We start from the raw sequence: 18,676 nt of genomic DNA on the forward strand, positions 1-18,676 counted from the left end.
TCGGTTTGAATCGTGCCAGTATTGCAGTTAAAAGTCTGTAATATCGTTTCAAATAGTGCCACTTAAAAAGATCAAGAATAAATAACTTACTGCATTTAGCAGTATGGCAAATAAACTTGATCCCATGGATTTAAAACAAATTATGCAAATACATCTTGACGGCTATAGTAACCGCAATATAGGTTTAACATTAGGTATCTCCCGTAATACTGTTAATCACTACATGAAGTTGTTCAAGGCCAGTGATTATCCAATGGAAGCCTTATTATCATTTGACCAAAATCACTTGCGTAGCCAGTTTCCAGCCTATACTACAATAGATAATAAACGTTATGATGAGCTAATGCTTTACTTTGAAAAGGTTAATAAAGCTCGCTTACATCCAGGCTTTACCTTTTTCACTATACAGGGTATGAACAATCCTCTGAAAATCCGTATAGTTATACCCAATTTATGGAGCACTATAGGCGTAAGCGCTCCAAAGAAAGAGGTTCAATGAAACTTAATCATATTGCAGGGAACGAAATGTTCATTGATTTTGCAGGAAAAAAGCTTCATATAATAGATAAAAATACGGGAGAACTGCTTCCCGTGGAAGTATTTATAGCTATTTTACCTCATAGCCAGTATACTTATGTAGAGGCTTGTGTGAGTCAAAAAAGAGAGGACCTTATAGGCTGCTGCTCCAGAGCACTAAAATTTTATGGTGGGGTTCTCAAAGCTATTGTATCGGATAATTTAAAATCCGCAGTAACTCGAGCCAGTAAATACGAATCAGAGATTAATCGAAGCTTTAAAGAGTTTGCTTCTCATTATAACTGCGTGATCAATCCAACCAGGAGCTACTCACCTCAGGATAAAGCTTTAGTAGAGAATGCTGTTCACTTGGTATACCAGCGTATTTACCATCCATTAAGAGAAATGATATTCTTTTCACTCCAGGACCTAAACAAAGAGATTCATAAACTTTTACAGGGGTATAATGATTTACTATTCCAACGAAAAGAAGGTAGTCGTAAAGAATGCTTTCAATCCGTTGAAAGAAGCTATTTAAAGCCTTTACCTCAGTCCTCTTATGAACTTAAAGATTACAGACGAGCAAAAGTACAGAAGATAGGCTATGTATATTTTTCTCCTGACAAGAGTTATTATAGTGTTCCTTATCGCTATATAGGTAAATATACAATGCTCCATTATACTCAAGGTATGGTGGAAGTTTATTATAATCACGACCGAATAGCTTTACATAAGCGAAATACCGTTAAAGGTAGTTATACAACGAATAAAGATCATTTAAGCAGTACTCATAAAGTTTATAGCGACTGGAGCCCAAAGTATTTTTCTAAGCAAGCCTTGCGACATGGCGAATATGTAGTGAAGTGTATAGAAAATGTATTAACAGCAATTGATTATCCTGAAACAGATTATAAACGTGCAATGGGCATTATCCAGCTCCATAAATACTACGGTAGCGAGAGGATTAATAAAGCATGTGAAAGAGCATTGCACACTGAAGCGGTCTATTATCAAAGCATTAGCAATATTTTAAAGAATGGATTGGACAAAGTAATGCTATTTGACCTGTATACTGATCAAGACCAGTCTCATATCCCTAAACACGGAAACATCCGTGGTGCCTCTGCTTATAAGTAAAAATATGGTATAACTTTTTATAAATCAATAATAATGAACAATTATCAAACCTCTGATAAACTCAGGGAAATGCGTCTTAACGCAATGGCAGAACTTCATACCCAATATATGAAGAGTAAAGAGAATCATAACCTTACAACAGATGAGTATCTGGCTTTATTAGTAGATCATGAATGGGAAGACCACCAAAATAAAAAAATAGATAGATTGTATAAAACAGCCTATTTTAGACAAAAGGCTTCTATAGAAGAAGTCAACTTTAATCAGGGACGTAATCTGGATAAAAACATGTTCCTCAGATTAGCGAGTTTAGATTTTATATCCCGCAAGGAAAATATTATTATGACAGGTCCCAGTGGAACAGGAAAAAGCTATCTTGCAAAAGCCTTGGGGCATCAGGCTTGTAATATGGGATATAAAACCATTTATGCTATTACTGCCAGGCTACTCAAGAAGTTTATGTTATGCAAAGCGGATGGTTCCTACTTAAAAGAACTTCAAAAGCTTGCTAAATGTGACTCATTAATCCTTGATGATTTTGGTCTGCAAGCTTTTGATAATCATGCAAGAGAAACTTTAATGAATATCATTGATGATCGGTATAATAATACTTCAACTATCATTGCTTCTCAAATACCTGTATCTGCTTGGTATGATATTATTGGATAAGGAACTATTGCTGATGCTATACTGGATAGAATTGTCAACTCTTCTCATCGTAACGAACTTCATGGACAGAGTCTAAGAAAAGGTACTTTGAAAAAGGAAAATTGATTTTTTTACTATTATTGTATGACCTTTTTATGTGGCACTATAAGACCGAAATCACTGGCATCGTCACTCCGAAATAACCAGTCGTATAAGAACCAATAATAGCCCAGAATTTCTTTCCAAAGTTAATGATTATTGAGTCACAGTATATATTCAGCGTGAAAATCCTACTATATACTTAAAAAAGATTATCTCAATCCTGCGAAAGTGATCAGTTCCTGAGCAAATTGACCAAGGTATTCATGCTCAAACTGACCACTAAGAATGAAGTCATAAAATTTGTCTTGAATAACTTAGCCAAAAGATATCAATGACTAACAAAAGAATAGATATATTGAACATCAAACAATTATTATGGTTCTTCATCCAGGGAGTCAGTAAATTACAGATAAGCAAACAGCTGGGCATCTTGCGCAATACCGCCAAAAAGTATATCAACATGTTCAATGAACATCAGCTTCTCTTCGTCCAGGGATATTGATAAAAATACTATTGGAAGGTTATCTTCCTTCGATTTTATCTCTCAAAAACAGAATATTCTTATTACAGGGAGTACCAGAAGTTGGAAAAAGTTTTATTGCAGCTGCCATTGGCTACATGACAAAACGGACGGATCTTTATCTTAAAGAGATTGACTGAATAGAAAAGCAGGATCTTATTATTCTTGATGATTTTGGATTACAATTGCTGGATAATCTCAAGAGGCAGAATTTTATGGAAATTATAACAGACGATACGGAAAACGTTCCAACATTATTGCTTCGTAACTGCCTGTAAGTGCCAGGCTTGAAGTAATCGCGGAGTAAACAAGGCGACGCATACTTGAAGGAATGATTCACAAATCCCTGAGAATAGACCTTAAAGGAGAATCGATGAGAAGAAAAAAAGCTGATCAGAAAATCAGCTTAGAGTAAAGATTTATTTTTATATTTTTAAACCATCTTTTAGACACCTTTTTTGACTTTTTTGATGGTCATTTTATCTGGAATATACACTTATTGGGACAAAACTTAATAGTTGTTTCTTTTTTAATGCAGATAACCACTATTAATTAAAAGATCTACATTTGATTATTTTTACTTAGATTTTCCAATAAGACTTTCTAAACTCATTGTTATAAATCTATGAAACAAGATTTTTCGTTGGATATCTTCATTTACTCTATTGAATATAGAGTTTATAAACTCAATAATATAAAAACAACTTCTTCCATTTGGCAATTGTATTTCTACTTAACTTAAAATGTCTAGCTAGTTCAGTATTATTGTAATTATTTTTCTTCTGAAAATCCAAAATTTGTAAAATTGTCTTTTTGTCATAAGACCGATGCCTTCCAGAAATTTCTTTACCAGTATTTTTATTTAACCTACTTATTAAATTTTCTATTCTAATTACATCTAACATATCTAATTCATCTTTCTCAAAAAAAGGAAGAAATATCTTCTCATTTTCAGGATACATTTCAGATATCATTTCCGAGTAAATAAGTTTATAATTTGGTTGATTTTTCACGTATAAAAAGTTAACTTAAAAAAATTGATTTATCATTCATTGTTAATATAATATCCATATTTACTTATCCAGTTATACAAAGTTGTTTTAGGGATATTATACTCTTTTATTATTTGATTTTTTGTCTTTTTATTACTTGAGAGTTCTTTCAAAACAAAAGCAATTAGTTGACGTGAATAAAGGTTTTTTTTGAACTGAGGTAATTTAGATTTTCTATCATTTTTTGTAACATACTCTTGTCCTGCAGGCGGAGAATATAGTATTAAATGGTGAGAATAAATTCTAAAAAAGTCGAATTCTAGTAATTTACTCCATCTCATAAGAGCACTAGTATTAATATCTTTAGAATTATACGTGATTTCGATATCTTCAATATCACATTTCATGAAATTACAGATCCTAGAAGTATCCAAATCACGATCTGCTACAGCAATTTTTATTAGACTTCCAATATGAATATTTTTTAAATCAAGTTCCATTCTCACTAAAATTAAATTTATCCATTAAAACATTATTTATAATCGATTATATAAATTTTTTTCATCATTTATGTTACAATACAAAAATATAATTATACACATAAAAGTTTAATGCAAATTTTAAAGTAATATTGGTATATTTTAAACTTTAAATTAAAATACTAAATTAATTAGATCAATAACTTAGAAAAGATTAAGTAGCCTTATTATAAAATATATAAACTTTAAAAAAATAATTATTATAACCCCTACAAATAGAATTATTAAAATCAAAATTGATAATTTTTCTTTTAATAAAAACAATTTTATATTACCTATAAAATCTCTTTTGAAAATTACTTGTCTTAAGTTAAAAAGATAAACTAACAATATTACAATTAGAATTATAATAACCAAAACTATATAGTGTAAAATTTGGGTATTAATAAATTTAAGTCCGTAAATAAACTTTGTAATTTTATATTTAGTATCATATACTTTACTAGAATACTTTAACATTATTTGTGTTTTTATATTGTACTTTATAATATTCAAATACTATATGAAAAAAAAATCAATTTTAACAAATAATAATAACAATAATAACTTTGAGAGCGTTATATTAAACTAATCCCTAAAAATTGGAACTCACTTATATATAAAACACAAAAGACTATCATATGAGATAGCCCTTTATGTTTAATAAAATTTAATTAATATGATTATTATTGCTTGATTATTTTTTTTGAGATAGTCGCGCTATTCGTTTTTAATTTAACTATATAAATTCCCTCAATCAAATTTGAAAAATCAAAAGTTTCTCTATTAAAAAAGTCGGGCATATTCCGGCAAACTCCAGGCTATCACTTTAGCTAAAACAATATTCTTTCACTTGAGATAGAGACATATATAATTTTTACTTAATAAACTATTTAAATTCAATCTCCAATTTTAAATATTAATAATTGAGTAGATTTACCCCGCAACGTCATTCCCGTACCAGAACAGTTACCAGATTGCCCTCTTCCTAAATGAAGTGTCCAATTTCTTTTCTTTGATATACTAGTAACATATGTAATTGTTCCCCCATGATTAGAATTACCTCCTTCACTATGCGCTGCAGTACTATGAATTCGTGTTAAATCATTATCATTTAATGGGAAATCTACAAAATATGAACTTAAATTACAACCGGTCTTATTATGAGTTCCTTCATAAACCAATGTCATCATGTAAACGCCTGGTGGAAGCGTAACCGTACCTCCGGCATAAACAAGACCATCAATTGTGTTTTTTACTAATCCCATATTTAAAGGTTGCTTTTCACCCTCTGCTATTCCATTTAAAAAATTATTTTGATTTGTTTCTAATATAAATACAGTTGGCGTGGGTATAGATAAAACATTGAGAGCACCTATGGTTTTAACGACTCCACTAGGATCAACAACCAATAACGAATCAGTAGATGAACTACCTTTTTTAAGCCCTTGCATCCTTAGAGGATTGACCCCCTTAATATGCAATTTATTTGTAGGACTAATAATTCCAATACCCTCATTTCCCTCTTTTGTTACAATCACATCATTCGCTTGCTGATTGCTATTCGGAATACCACTTGACGGATTATCTTTATTCCCATCAATATGAAAAGTACCCTGTGGATTACTCGTATTAATACCTACCTGACCATAAATTCCTTTCATAACAAGAACTAATAAAAGGAGCGACATAATTTTTTTTAATTTCATAAACTTGTATTTATCACAAAAATAAAAAAATTAACCCCTTAGTAATTTATACATACAACACTATTTATTGTACATCTAAAACCCTACATTCTCATTAGAGTAAATTATTCTGTTTGTATTGAGTGGGAGTCAAATGGGTATGTTTTTTAAAAAATTTATTAAAATGGGAGGTGTCAAAAAATCCCAATAAATGAACAATCTCTTTAATTGAAAAATCTTTAGTTAGAAGTAATTTAGACTCAGTAATAGCTTTCTCAGTAATCCATAAAGCTGCAGATTTACCTGTTTTATTTTTTATTATACGACTTAAATAATTCGGATGCAAATCTAGCTGCCTTGCATAATCCTGTACTCTAAATACTTTATTTACTCTACCCTCTTTTAAATCATTATAATGTGAATCCATCAGTTTTTTAAATGATATTACAATCGTAGATGTTTTACTTATCGTGACATCCTTATTAATATTGCAGTCAATATATAAATCTTTAAAATAATAAAGTAAAATTGCCATTAGATTTCCTATTATTTTATATTTACTTTCAACCTCTCCATTATTAAATTCACTATAGATTTTTTTATAAATATTCTCAAATATTATAAAATCACTCTTTGAAGCATCAACAGGATACATTCTTTCCGTTAAAAGAAATTTAAATTCTTTATAAATATTCTCATTTACATACCTTTTCAAAAAATATTCGCTGAAGCAAATAAAAAAAACTTCCTGTAAATTTTTATAAGTAAAATTTCTATAGCGATAAATATTAGAAAAATTAATAGTATAGGGGGCTAAGTTATAAATACAACCTTCTTTGTAGCAAATTCCATTTCCTTTTTTAACAAATAGTAAAGAAAAATGTTTCAAATGAAAGAAAGATGACATCAGGGGTGTAAATTCAACTTGATTTAAATTAATAATGCAAAACCCTTCTTCAAATTTTTCTTTTAAATCTATACTGTCTAATTGTTTCTTAAATAAATAATGAGATTGGGTATTCGTTAATTCATTCATTCTATCTTTTTTACATTTTTAAATCACAATAATGAGATATAATTATTGATTAATATTTTCTCTATATGCACTTGGTGAAATACTAGTATGGCTTTTAAAAAATTTACTAAAATGAGAAACTTCATGAAAACCTAACATATAAGCAATATTTTGAATTTGCTCATCAGTATTTAATAATTTTTTTGCCTCAGAGATTGTTTTTTCAGCAATCCATGAAGAAATTGGCTTTCCAGTTTCCTTTTTAATAATTTTGCTTAAATAATTTGGATGATAATTTTGTTCTTTGCCATAATCTTTTACTTTAAATAAATAAGGAGCTTTTCCCTCCCTTAAATCTTTATAGTGATTTTCTAAATTTTTCTTAAAAGACAATAGAATTTCGGATTCTCTACTATTTTTAATATCAATATCTCGTTGATCAAAAATATAATCTCTTAAGTGGTAAAATAATACAGATACTAAATGCCCTACTATCTTGAATTTATTTGCCCTATTCTCAATACTAATATTATAATAAATTTCTCTACAAATATTTTCAATTGTAACATATAACTTTTCCGAAATACTTAACTTAAGGGAATTTTCATTTATTAAAAATGAAATATCATTGTAAACATAACTTGACATATACTTTTCAAAAAAAAAATAATTAAATTTTAAATAATATATTTCATCAAAATCTGTAAAAGAGATTACTTCATTAGAAGTTCCTTTCATTAATTTAAGTATGTATCTGTTTTTATACTGATTCATATTTTTTCTTTTAATAAGCCATAAGGAATGATTTTCAGTGGCACTTATATGAAAATCATATGGCTCGTCAAATCCTGTTAAATAAAAGATAGAAAATCCTTCTTCAAATCTAGAGTTCTTTGTGGGCATCTTTAATCGATTATGTATTGTAGTATAACAATGTGATTTTTTTTCATAATATTATTATCCAGAAATATTACAAGACTAATAATCCAGTTTCTTGGGGGACCGATAAAATTTTGTAAAAGGTATAAATCTCTTATAATTTACTCGTTAATTAATTTAAACCATAAATTGTATTAAGTAAACATTGAGAATTTCCAAATCACATATTATTTTACAGCAAAAAAATTGTTATATAATACTACAATTACAAACCTATAATTCAAAACTATCAGATAAAAATTGAAAATATTAAAGATGCCACATGAATAAGTTTTGGATCTTGATGTATAAAAAGTGAATATCGAAATTAACTAATTACTATTGAGATAATTTATAAAATATAGCCCTCTCGAAAACACGATAATAAACAACTATCAGTTTTTGGAAGGCAATTTAGATGATTAATTCAGTTAGTATTGAGAAAATATGATAAAAATTAATAAAGCCAATTTATGAATTGTTTCTTTTCAAACATTTTTATCAGGTTTCAACTTCTTAACTTAGTATGAGTGACATAAAAAATTCAATCTAAAATATTTATTATTGAAATACAAGCCTTTCAGTTTCACTTCCATTTTCGTTTCTGATAAAAATAGCAGTTCTTTTTCCATCAACAATTTCCATTATACAGCTCCAGCCAGGTTGGATATCTAATGTATTAGCAAGTATTTCATCTTTAGGATTACTAAAGTTAATAATAGCATTTTCTGAAGGGTTAATTTTTAATGCCTTATCATTAGTAAGCTGAACTAAAAATAAATACTCTTCGGTAATCAGACCATCTTTCCATTTAGCAATAGTAGCCATTTTGTTTCTATCAGGATAGTTTACTCCAACAACACCAGTCCACACACCTCTTGCTACATTAGGTGAATGTTGTCCTATTTTATAATCTTTGTATTGTTCAAGCATCGGCGCTAAACTTTCCCTATGTTGTTCCATTCCAATAGTACTCCATCCATCACCAAAAACCTTTACATCTTTGGAATGATAGTATGCCAAAACTTTCATATTATTATTCCAACCTATAAAATCAACTAAATGAAAGTTTTTAATATTTAACTCTTCAACCTTATAATCTCTGCTCTGTGCTTGTAATAATGAAAAGATAAGTCCCAACGTTAAAACAATAATTGTAATTTTTTTAAAGTTTTTCATTTTTTTTTTACAAATGTATAACCTTAACAAACTAACTTTAATTAACACATGTGAAGAAATGACAATTTGTGGTTTTAATTATGTTTTTACTAACTGATATGCTCTTCAATATTAAAAGAATATTAAAGGCAATTATACAATACTCCTATAATAAATTAGTAAAACTTATTATTCTTTTTCCAGTCTAATGTTTTGCTTCTTAAAACCGTGCCCTTAACAATACTTCGTCACATAATTCAACAAAATTTCCGTTTACATTTATTTCCAAAATTGCTTCTTTATTTTTATAAAAATCATTTATTATACTATCAATTTCAAGAGTATTTTTTATAGAGCAATTCTTTCCATTTATTGACAGTATTTTATCTCCCGGCTTAACTCCATTTTTTTGAGCAAATGAATTTTCCCATACAAAAGAAACAATCAAACCTGACTTATTCCGTTTTATATGAATCCCTTTTGTAATTAAAGTTTTTTGTACATCTACATTTTTATATTTTTTAAAATACATATTTCTTTTTGAGAGAATCGTTCTATATCCTAAAAGCCATACGCTACCTAAGTTAGATTCTTCATCATAATCAACACCAGCTAAAAAAGGGTCAATATTTACTTCTCCAATTCTCATTTGTAAAGGTAATAAGTAGGTTTTACCACTAGAACTACCAAATGCACTTTCAGATATAAAACCACTTCCCTCAATATATTTTTTTACCAAATTTTTACTTAATAGTCTTTCGAAAACAGAGTAACTTAAATAAAAAAATCCATTGTATCCAGTATCAAAATATACTTTTTCTTCTTTCTCTGCATTAAAATAACTCATTGATAACGTAGGAGTGCCTGAATCTAAAATTTTAGTTTTTATTTTACGAAAATCTTTTATATTTTCATATATTTTATCACTTACTGTAATGGCATTATTAGTAATATTAAAATCCCAAACACTTTTACATATAAGATTTGCACCCAAAATACCATCAATTCCTAGAGTTTTAAATAATCCAATGTCAGCTCGCATTGCTGCAAAATTTTTATACATTAAATTTCCTAGACTGAGTTTCGGAACTGAGACATAATCTACTTTTTCTACATTTCCAGAAGCATCCGTAATATCTTGTCTAACAATTAATTGAAAATTACCTTTTACATTGTTACTAATTGTTGTGGGAGCTCCAGTATCAACTAAAAACTTATATTTTTTCCCTTCGATATTAACATATACAAATATTAATTGTGATTCAATATCAAAACTTATATTTTCATTATAAGTTTTTGGATACACAATACCATTTCTGAAAATTCCTTTTTGTGCATTTATTTGAATGGACAAAATAATAACCAATAAAATAGAGATTGATGTTGAAAATTTCCCCTTTATTTGTTGCCTAAAATTATGGCAAGAAATTATTAAATTTATCATTATTTAATTTTTGAAGCAAAGAAAAAACATAGTAAGTAAAAATGAAAAAAAAGCACATCTATTTAACACCTATTATTTATAACATCCTGATTAAAAACAAGTAAAACCAAGCAAAATATAATTTCTATAACTGTAAATACTATGATATCTTCTAAAATATATTTGACATTATTAATTTGCATAATCTCATCTCAACTATATTTTGCTCAGAATCACACACAATTAAAAATTGATGAATTACTAAAAGAATCTAAGCAATTAATAGGGAAAGACGATTTAAGAGCTTTAATTCTTTCTGAAAAAGCTACTAAAATAGCAGAGAAAACTATAGATTCAAAGAGAAAGGCTTTTTGCTATCTTAATACCTCTAATTGTTTAGTTAACATGAGCCTCAATAAGGAAAGCTTAAACTATATGGAAAAGGGATTGCGTGAGTCTGCTACTAAAAACGACCTAATACTATATTCACAGTTTATCGAGATAAAAGCTTTAAATTATTTCACTTTGGACCTATTGAATCAAGCAATAGAGAACTATAAAAGTATCTTAAGCTTTCCATTGGATAATTCATCAGAGGCTGTTAAAATAAAAATAAGATGCTGCACAATGCTTGCTTCGATATATTTGTATTCTAATAAATATATAAAAGCAAAATACTACATAAATATAGCGCAAGAACTAAAAAATCAACATTCTTCAACAGAAATTCCTGAGATATATATAATCATAGGGTATATATATCTTGACCAAGGTAAAAAAGATTCAGCTTTAATCTATTTTAAAAAAAGTTCAGAAAAAATAAATCGAATCAAGGACATTAGTAATTATAGTCAATTAAGAGCCTTCGGAGACTTTTATTATTATTCAAAAGATTATAAAAAATCTTTGAAATACTATTTTGATTTATTAGAAGATATGAAAAGACATCGTGTTTGTGATGATGATTATATTTCCAACACCTATAAAAGGATTTCTGATATATTTAGAAAATTGAATGATAAAAATAATGAATTACTGTACTTGGACAAATATTTAAAACAAATTCAAAAAATAGAATCTAGAAGAAAAGAAAATATTCAAGCAGTATCTAAAATACTTTCAGAAGAAAAAAAAGTGGAGAGAAAAAATCAGAAAAGTAGATTAATTTGGATACTAACAATAGTACCTAGCATTATTATAATTATAATCATATTCTTCAAAATAAAAATTATCTCTTTAAAAAGAACTAAATATATTCAATCTATGAAACATTCACTTGAAATACAAAGTAAAGAAAAAATAATTATTAAACAAAAAGAAACAAAAAAGAATTTAGAGAAAAAAATTAACGAACTATTCCCGGAGATTATTCAACTTGCAAAAACTAATAACCCTGAATTTTTTGCTCGTTTTAATGAGATTTATCCTGAAGTAATCACTGGGGTTTTAAAACAAAATCCTAAATTAAGAATTTCAGAACTCACATTATGTGCTTATATTTTTCTAGGTTTCAATACTAAAGACATAGCAAGTATTCTGAGCAGATCTATAAGTACTGTGGCAAATCGAAAATATAATCTACGAAAAAAACTACATATTTCCCCTGAAATAAATTTTGAGATTTGGATCAAAAATTTAACAAACTTTCCATAAAGTAAAATATACTATTACCATAAAATTTAACTATTTAAGATAAAATAATATGTAGAACAAAATTTGATCTAAAAATATTATTTTAATGTGAATTAGTAAAAACTTAATATGACAGGTATAATCAAATTAAATAACTTTAAAAAAGATTAAGGATTATGACTAACCTACAAAAAACCATCAAAAAAAAGTTAGATATATTTGAATTAGCACAACATTTGGGAAACGTAACTAAAGCATTTAAAGTAATCGGATATTCACTAGATAGTTTTTATAGATTCAAAGAACTATATGATTAAAGCCGAGAGCTTGCCTTACAGGAAATTTCCAGAAGAAAACCTGTATTAAATAACATTATACAAGTCTATTGAAAAAGCTGTCATTGATATAGCAATTGAGAATTTACTTTTAGGACAAATTAGAGCAAAAAATGAGCTCACAAATAACAGTTTTATTGTTTTAACAGTGTTTTAGCAGACGGAGTTAGATGTAAGCTTTTACATGATCTCATTGCCTTTAATTTTGATTGAAAAGCTATGGAATTTAAAATCACAAAAAAGAGAATTATTATTACAGTAAGAAAGACCCAAAGAACAAAAAGGTGCAGGGCGGGATAGAAATTTACCATTCAAGGTATTAAGTAACACAGGAAACATATTTCTTAGAAAATATTTAAGGAGTTGATTGTATTTATCAGCAAACCAATATAACCAACTATTTAATGGTGCATCTGTACAGTTAATTATATGGGTATAATAATAAACTACTTATTGTGTTGATTTGCTTAACTATAAGATCGTTCCTTTCTTTAAGAAGATGGAATTTTACTTACTTAGAGTTTTGATAGAGAGGAAAACCGAATATTGAGGTACAAGCGACAGCACGAAAATAATTTATATATGGCCACTGAAGTGATTGAGTATAACTAAACAAAGGCTAAAAGTTCACAAATTAATTGTATATGTAAACGCTTTCACAGAAACACGTAATACAAATTTTACGCAATTGAATTATGAAAGAAAATTTACAGAAGTATCGGGAAACTCCAATTGGATCAACAGCTAGCGCTATTGCAAAAGAGAAATTATTGGAAACTATTGAAGAGGAAAAGATCTTTGCTTTTAGAAGTAAGGACAATATTGGATAACTGACAATTATTATTAACCATGATATTTAGATCAAATCGTAACTATTACATAATGCAAATCATTTTTCCTCAAGTCTATTATTTGAAAATATCAGAATATATCTTTAATCATTCTATAATTAATTAATTCAACCCCTTTTATCTTTACTTTTTGTTTTTTTAATACCTTAAAACCTAAATTTTCAAAAAAAGGTTTTGCTGTTATACTAACATCTGAAACTAATTCATGCTGTTTTTCAGAAATAGCCTTCTTTTCAATAACTTTAAACAACATTTTAGCAATTCCTCTACGCTGATAATTTTTATGAATATATAAATAATCGATATAAAACTTATTCTTTAAAGTTATAAATCCAATGATTTTACTTTCAAATTCTGCGACAATTAAATACTGCCCTAATAATGCATGAATCCATCTTTGAGTGTCTTCTATATTTGATATCCATACCTCTAGTTGATTGTAAGTGTAATCAACACTGCATATTTTATATATAGTATCAGAACACATTTGCTGAATAATAATTAATTCTTCTTCTTTAGCTTCTCTAATATTAATTTCCATTATATAGTAATTTTCAAGACTCTTTTAAAAGTATTTTCGCACTCTTGTATTAGTTTTATATCTAAAAACTTATGTAATCATATCTTAAAATTATCTTATTGTTTTTCGAATGATATAACATAACAAGTAATGTGCCGTTCTTTGATTAATAAATCTTACAATTTTTAACTGTCAATTATTTTTAAAAATTTCAGTTTCTATACTAAATATATTCCTAGTATCATAAATCAATATTACCATTGTCAACCTCCTATTACATAAATTACATGTCATTTTGAGGACATGTATAAAACTCCTAACTAAAAAATTGTTGCATAATGTACAGGAATAATAATCCAATAACACTTAACATAAAATTATTCACAATATGGATTAAAAGAGCATGCCAAATATTTCTTGTCCACAAAAAGATTAAATTTAAAAATAATCCAGCAACCATAAACCTTATAGTAGCTAGTAAATTCCCGTCAAAATTATAGTAATGTACAAGACCAAATAAAATAGAATTAAGGGTAACAACCAAGAATCTTATTATATTATTCTTAATAAATAGTTTATACAATAATGTATATTTGAAAATAATATCTTCAATAAAAGCAGTTAATACAGGCCCAAAAGAACATAAGATTATAGGAAAAGTAATTACATCTGTCTCATTTTCTTTTTGTAAAATCTCTTTTACATCATATAACGGGAGAAAATACCTGGTATATGTAATTAAAATTTGAAAAACAATTGCCCCTATAATTACTACAGCCCATGATTGGACTTTAGCAAAATTGAATTTCTTCCAATGTTCCTTTAACATCTTACCATAAATCAAGCAAATCAGTAAAAAAAGAAAACCTCGAAAAGCTGTATCTGCTAACACCAGATATATACCATGCACATGAAAAATTCTTGCAAAGAAAAAAGAGTTTAAAAATATTAGTGGGATCATTAATAGGGAAAAATAATCTCTTTTTTCAAACGATATAGATGCAGGAAATTCGTCAGCATTCGTTCTTTTTATAGCTTCTAAAAACATAGTATTTTTATTTTAATATCATAATGACATATGATTATCTATGATAATGTGATTAAGGATAGTTTTTAAGTTATTTCAAATTTCATCTTACAGTTTTAGTAGTTACTTTTTATCTTAATTAATTTACAATATATACTTTTATCCAAATAAATGATGATAAAATAAATAACACGACTAATTAAAACTGAACAATAGTTTTGATTTTATAATAAATTATTTTATTTGTTCAAACAAAACATTTACTAAGCAAATATTTCAATAATTCTACCCTTAAGGTTACATTTAAATGTAATATATCATTATTAAAAGCATAAATAGTTATATGTAAAAAATTAAAATATGTATATTCTAAACCTTAACAATTTAAATGATTTGTTTTCTAATTCGACTTAAAGACCCTGGTTTAATTCCAAGATAAGATGCGATCAAGTATAGTGGGACACGCTGAAATAATGATCGTGATTGATCTAAGAACATCTTATATTTAGTAACAGCATCAAAAGAATAGAAATTTGAAATTTTTAGTAATGCTTCGCTATATGCAGTCTGAAATACTATTCTAGCAAAACTCTCAAATTTCGGAATTGACTTGTAAACAGCCTCTAAATCATGCTTTGAAGCCATCCATAAATTACAATCTTCTAAAGACTTTATTCCAAAAAGAGATTTTTTATCTGTTAAATAGCTATATAAATCAGAAATCCAACCATCTTCTTTAGCAAATTGTATAACCTGCACATCTCCGCTTTCTAAAGTTTTGTAAGCATAGAGTAAACCTTTTTCTATAAAATATATTTTATCATTAAGTTCATGCTCAAGTAATAATTTTTTTTTTCTTTTTAAAGCAATTGGTTTAAAACAAGAAGCAATTAAATCCGCTTCGTCACTATTTAGGGTAATCCTCGATCTTACATTATTAACAACAGGATGTATATTCATATTATTTTAATTTTTTATTGATAAATTTAAAAAAAAAAAAATCAAAATATAGCTTGACTAATTTAATTAGGTAATAAGTAGAAAAAACACTAGATAACAGACGTGACCGACGGCTTAAATTTCTACAAATTTTCTACTAATGTAAACTCTACAGATACCACGATATTGAAAAAAATAAATTAGTTAATACCTGAAAATTAAAATTAATGATAGAATTAGTTATTGAAATGATGACGTTAATAACGGTGAACATTTTTTATATTTCTGTTGAATGAACTTAAGTTTCGCATGCTAAATAATTGATAATTATAAAAGTAAAGAAAGTAACAATATGAAAGTTAATAAATATTAAAAAAACAACCATAAATTGAATTTCTTAAACGAAACTAACTATAAATATTTATGTAAAGATCTTATTTTATAGTTTACTTACATGCAATTAATATTAGTAATTTATTACATATGTATATTATGGACAGACTAAACGATGTTAATGAATAATGAACAGGTAAACTAGTACAAAAGGGATCACCTAGGAAATTCCTATTGGTATAGTAAGGCAATTTAGGCTCGTTACAATCAGTTGGTAAATAAATATGACAATGAAACTTAATTCATATATACAGGGTCTCACCATGTGATTTGAGTCGCAGAACTAAATAAAAATAGAGCTAAAGATTGTGAACGTTATTAATTAACAATATAGGATTGGTAAAGAAGATGGCTTAAATATAATATAAGGTTATTAACTATTTCGGAAAGCTTTTTGAAAGTAAAATCTTGTAATAATAATTGATCAATTACCACATATAAAATCGCTTTAAAGATTAAACGTTATCATAAACCTGACTCAACTTCTTTTATAATTTGTAGTTTTAAACTATAATCTTTTTGCGTTCGCTTTATATAAGCTATTTTATGTGATCTCCCCATAACGACTTTTTTTGTATCGTTATTTCAGGACAAGAAAGTGCTAAAAAAATAAAAGCATAGTCAAATATTATTTTTTTTCTTTTAAATCCTATTTCGTACAATCGTTTTTGAGATTGTTTATAACAATATCTTCGTTTTTTCCGCTTTTAATATTTTTAATTTGTAGATCTTTCTCAGTTCAGAAAGAAATCACTGTAATTCTTTAACTATTTTTAATCATTTGTTAAATTTATATTAATACAAAATCATATTTAAAATATACAAATGGATTAACGAAATATATCTCCATCTTTGGAATTAACAATTAAACATTTATTTTATGAAAAATTTAAAATCTTTAGGAAAAATTGCATTAAAAAGTATTAATGGTGGTAATGGACAAGATTGTGGACCAAGACGTGAATGTCCTCCAGGATATGGATGTGATGTCAATGGGAAATGTGTAAAGAGTGTTAAATAGTCATTTACGTGATTTTTTTGTGCTAGAATACGCTATCTTCTATAAATTAAAACAATATAGCTATTAGTAAAAAAAACATGAAAAATTTCAAAAGAATTAGAAAAATTAATTAATAAATTACTTAGTATGAAAATTAAATTAATATCTTTTACACTATGTGTATTATTCCTGTCATCTTGTAACTCCGATGAGGACATCACTAATTCAAAACCAGAACAAGCTTCCCAGAAGCACTATTCATTGGGAGCCAAACTGGTAGATGAAAAGACTTTTAACTCTTATAAAAAAGCAGATATAAATGCATTGACTCTTAAGTTTAAAGGGAAAAGTTATGAGGCTTCCAAAAATAGTCTTCCAAGCAGTTATTCAATTCCAAGCTCAAGAGTCGGTGATCAGGGAAAGGAAGGTTCGTGTGTTGCCTGGGCTACAGCTTATGCAGCAGCTAGCTCGCTTGAACTTAATTTTAAAGGGATAACCCAGAGCAGGAGCCCGGAATATGTTTATAATCAGATAAAAGTGGGTACATGTGAACAGGGAGCTTATGTAACAGCGGGACTTAACCTAATCAAAGACCAGGGAGTCTGCAGCTGGGACGAAATGCCATACACAGATGATGAGTGTTCTACCCAGCCTAATAACACACAGAAAAGTGCAGCCAGTAACCACAAATTTACAAGCTGGGCAACTGTGGATAAAACTGATATTGCAGGTGTAAAAAATCTATTGAGTATGAATCTTCCTATTATTATCGCTGTAAATGTAGATCAAAGTTTTTACGATATGGGAAGTAAAGGATGGGTTTGGAAAAGTCATTACGGTAAGTCTTATGGAGGGCATGCAATCTGCGTTATTGGTTATGATGACAATAAGAAAGCTTTTAAAGTTCAAAATTCATGGGGATCATCATGGGGGAGCAATGGCTTTTTTTGGATAGATTACAACTTTTTTGCTAAAACTTTTAATGGAGCAATCATAGAAAGTTACGTAGCATATGTTCAATAATCAATTTATGTAGATCTTAAATAGTTTTTAAGAATATAAAATATTTGAGTCGTTATTAAATCCGGAGAAACACATTTCTTCGGATTTTTTAGTAAATGTTTACTGAAAATTTCAAGATAATAAATTAACGTATATCGAGAGCAGTACGCAATATAATAAATTGAATTTCCATAAATTAACACTTTGTACTTTAACTATTTAATAAGTGTCACTTCGATAAATAATACTTCAACATTCAGCATTACAGATAATTCTAATACTACTAATGCTAAGAAAGCATTTAATATTTGAAGCAAAATAATATTATAAATAATTAATAGA

General features: G+C 27.6%; 18 protein-coding genes. 8 read left to right on the top strand and 10 right to left on the bottom strand.

Annotation, left to right across the window (positions count from 1 at the left end; translation table 11 throughout):
• Positions 1–103 precede the first annotated feature (103 nt).
• The 4 genes from AAEU33_RS20320 (at position 104) to AAEU33_RS20335 (ending at position 2,905) form a co-directional block, all read left to right on the top strand.
• A complete protein-coding gene (locus tag AAEU33_RS20320; protein WP_345989975.1) occupies positions 104–499 on the top strand; it encodes a hypothetical protein in 396 nt (131 codons plus the stop codon).
• Positions 454–1,653, top strand: coding sequence for an IS21 family transposase (gene istA / locus AAEU33_RS20325; protein ID WP_345989977.1), 1,200 nt, complete (start codon positions 454–456; stop codon positions 1,651–1,653). The genes AAEU33_RS20320 and istA overlap by 46 nt, the downstream gene beginning before the upstream one ends.
• Positions 1,654–1,686: 33 nt before the next feature.
• On the top strand, positions 1,687–2,322 hold the full coding sequence (locus tag AAEU33_RS20330) for an ATP-binding protein (protein WP_345989978.1): 636 nt from the start codon (positions 1,687–1,689) through the stop codon (positions 2,320–2,322).
• Between the two features lie 412 nt (positions 2,323–2,734).
• Positions 2,735–2,905, top strand: coding sequence for a hypothetical protein (locus tag AAEU33_RS20335; protein WP_345989980.1), 171 nt, complete (start codon positions 2,735–2,737; stop codon positions 2,903–2,905).
• A 704-nt stretch (positions 2,906–3,609) separates the two neighbouring features.
• On the opposite strand, the gene AAEU33_RS20340 is transcribed toward AAEU33_RS20335, so the two are convergent.
• The 7 genes from AAEU33_RS20340 to AAEU33_RS20370 all read right to left on the bottom strand — a co-directional run bounded on the left by AAEU33_RS20340 (position 3,610) and on the right by AAEU33_RS20370 (position 10,656).
• Positions 3,610–3,936, bottom strand: a complete 327-nt coding sequence (locus AAEU33_RS20340) for a helix-turn-helix domain-containing protein (protein WP_345989982.1) — start codon at positions 3,934–3,936, stop codon at positions 3,610–3,612.
• Between the two features lie 32 nt (positions 3,937–3,968).
• Positions 3,969–4,415, bottom strand: coding sequence for a transposase (locus AAEU33_RS20345; protein WP_345989984.1), 447 nt, complete (start codon positions 4,413–4,415; stop codon positions 3,969–3,971).
• 917 nt (positions 4,416–5,332) lie between these two features.
• Positions 5,333–6,142, bottom strand: coding sequence for a hypothetical protein (locus AAEU33_RS20350; protein ID WP_345989985.1), 810 nt, complete (start codon positions 6,140–6,142; stop codon positions 5,333–5,335).
• A gap of 94 nt (positions 6,143–6,236) precedes the next feature.
• Positions 6,237–7,157, bottom strand: coding sequence for a helix-turn-helix domain-containing protein (locus AAEU33_RS20355; RefSeq protein WP_345989987.1), 921 nt, complete (start codon positions 7,155–7,157; stop codon positions 6,237–6,239).
• A gap of 42 nt (positions 7,158–7,199) precedes the next feature.
• A complete protein-coding gene (locus AAEU33_RS20360) occupies positions 7,200–8,039 on the bottom strand; it encodes a helix-turn-helix domain-containing protein (RefSeq protein ID WP_345989988.1) in 840 nt (279 codons plus the stop codon).
• Positions 8,040–8,615: 576 nt separating this feature from the next.
• On the bottom strand, positions 8,616–9,233 hold the full coding sequence (locus AAEU33_RS20365; protein ID WP_345989990.1) for a hypothetical protein: 618 nt from the start codon (positions 9,231–9,233) through the stop codon (positions 8,616–8,618).
• A gap of 199 nt (positions 9,234–9,432) precedes the next feature.
• Positions 9,433–10,656, bottom strand: a complete 1,224-nt coding sequence (locus AAEU33_RS20370) for an aspartyl protease family protein (RefSeq protein ID WP_345989991.1) — start codon at positions 10,654–10,656, stop codon at positions 9,433–9,435.
• 141 nt (positions 10,657–10,797) lie between these two features.
• On the opposite strand from AAEU33_RS20370, the gene AAEU33_RS20375 reads away from it, so the two are divergent.
• Both AAEU33_RS20375 and AAEU33_RS20380 read left to right on the top strand, forming a co-directional pair.
• Entirely contained in the window at positions 10,798–12,288 is a 1,491-nt protein-coding gene (locus AAEU33_RS20375; RefSeq protein ID WP_345989992.1) for a hypothetical protein, read from the top strand.
• 1,009 nt (positions 12,289–13,297) lie between these two features.
• Positions 13,298–13,432: a hypothetical protein gene (locus AAEU33_RS20380; protein WP_345989994.1), complete on the top strand. Its 135-nt coding sequence runs from the start codon at positions 13,298–13,300 to the stop codon at positions 13,430–13,432.
• Between the two features lie 91 nt (positions 13,433–13,523).
• On the opposite strand, the gene AAEU33_RS20385 is transcribed toward AAEU33_RS20380, so the two are convergent.
• The 3 genes from AAEU33_RS20385 to AAEU33_RS20395 form a co-directional block, all read right to left on the bottom strand.
• Positions 13,524–13,994, bottom strand: coding sequence for a GNAT family N-acetyltransferase (locus tag AAEU33_RS20385; RefSeq protein WP_345989995.1), 471 nt, complete (start codon positions 13,992–13,994; stop codon positions 13,524–13,526).
• A gap of 295 nt (positions 13,995–14,289) precedes the next feature.
• On the bottom strand, positions 14,290–15,021 hold the full coding sequence (locus AAEU33_RS20390; protein ID WP_345989996.1) for a type II CAAX endopeptidase family protein: 732 nt from the start codon (positions 15,019–15,021) through the stop codon (positions 14,290–14,292).
• Positions 15,022–15,384: 363 nt separating this feature from the next.
• Positions 15,385–15,960, bottom strand: coding sequence for a cyclic nucleotide-binding domain-containing protein (locus AAEU33_RS20395; protein ID WP_345989998.1), 576 nt, complete (start codon positions 15,958–15,960; stop codon positions 15,385–15,387).
• Between the two features lie 1,252 nt (positions 15,961–17,212).
• On the opposite strand from AAEU33_RS20395, the gene AAEU33_RS20400 reads away from it, so the two are divergent.
• Positions 17,213–17,353 carry a hypothetical protein gene (locus tag AAEU33_RS20400; RefSeq protein ID WP_345989999.1) on the top strand — a complete coding sequence of 47 codons (141 nt, stop codon included), beginning with the start codon at positions 17,213–17,215 and terminating at the stop codon, positions 17,351–17,353.
• A gap of 126 nt (positions 17,354–17,479) precedes the next feature.
• Positions 17,480–18,355: a C1 family peptidase gene (locus AAEU33_RS20405; protein ID WP_345990001.1), complete on the top strand. Its 876-nt coding sequence runs from the start codon at positions 17,480–17,482 to the stop codon at positions 18,353–18,355.
• Positions 18,356–18,676: the final 321 nt, after the last annotated feature.

This window comes from Chryseobacterium sp. Chry.R1 (assembly GCF_039645525.1).
In the GTDB taxonomy this organism is placed as follows: Bacteria; Bacteroidota; Bacteroidia; order Flavobacteriales; family Weeksellaceae; genus Chryseobacterium; species Chryseobacterium proteolyticum.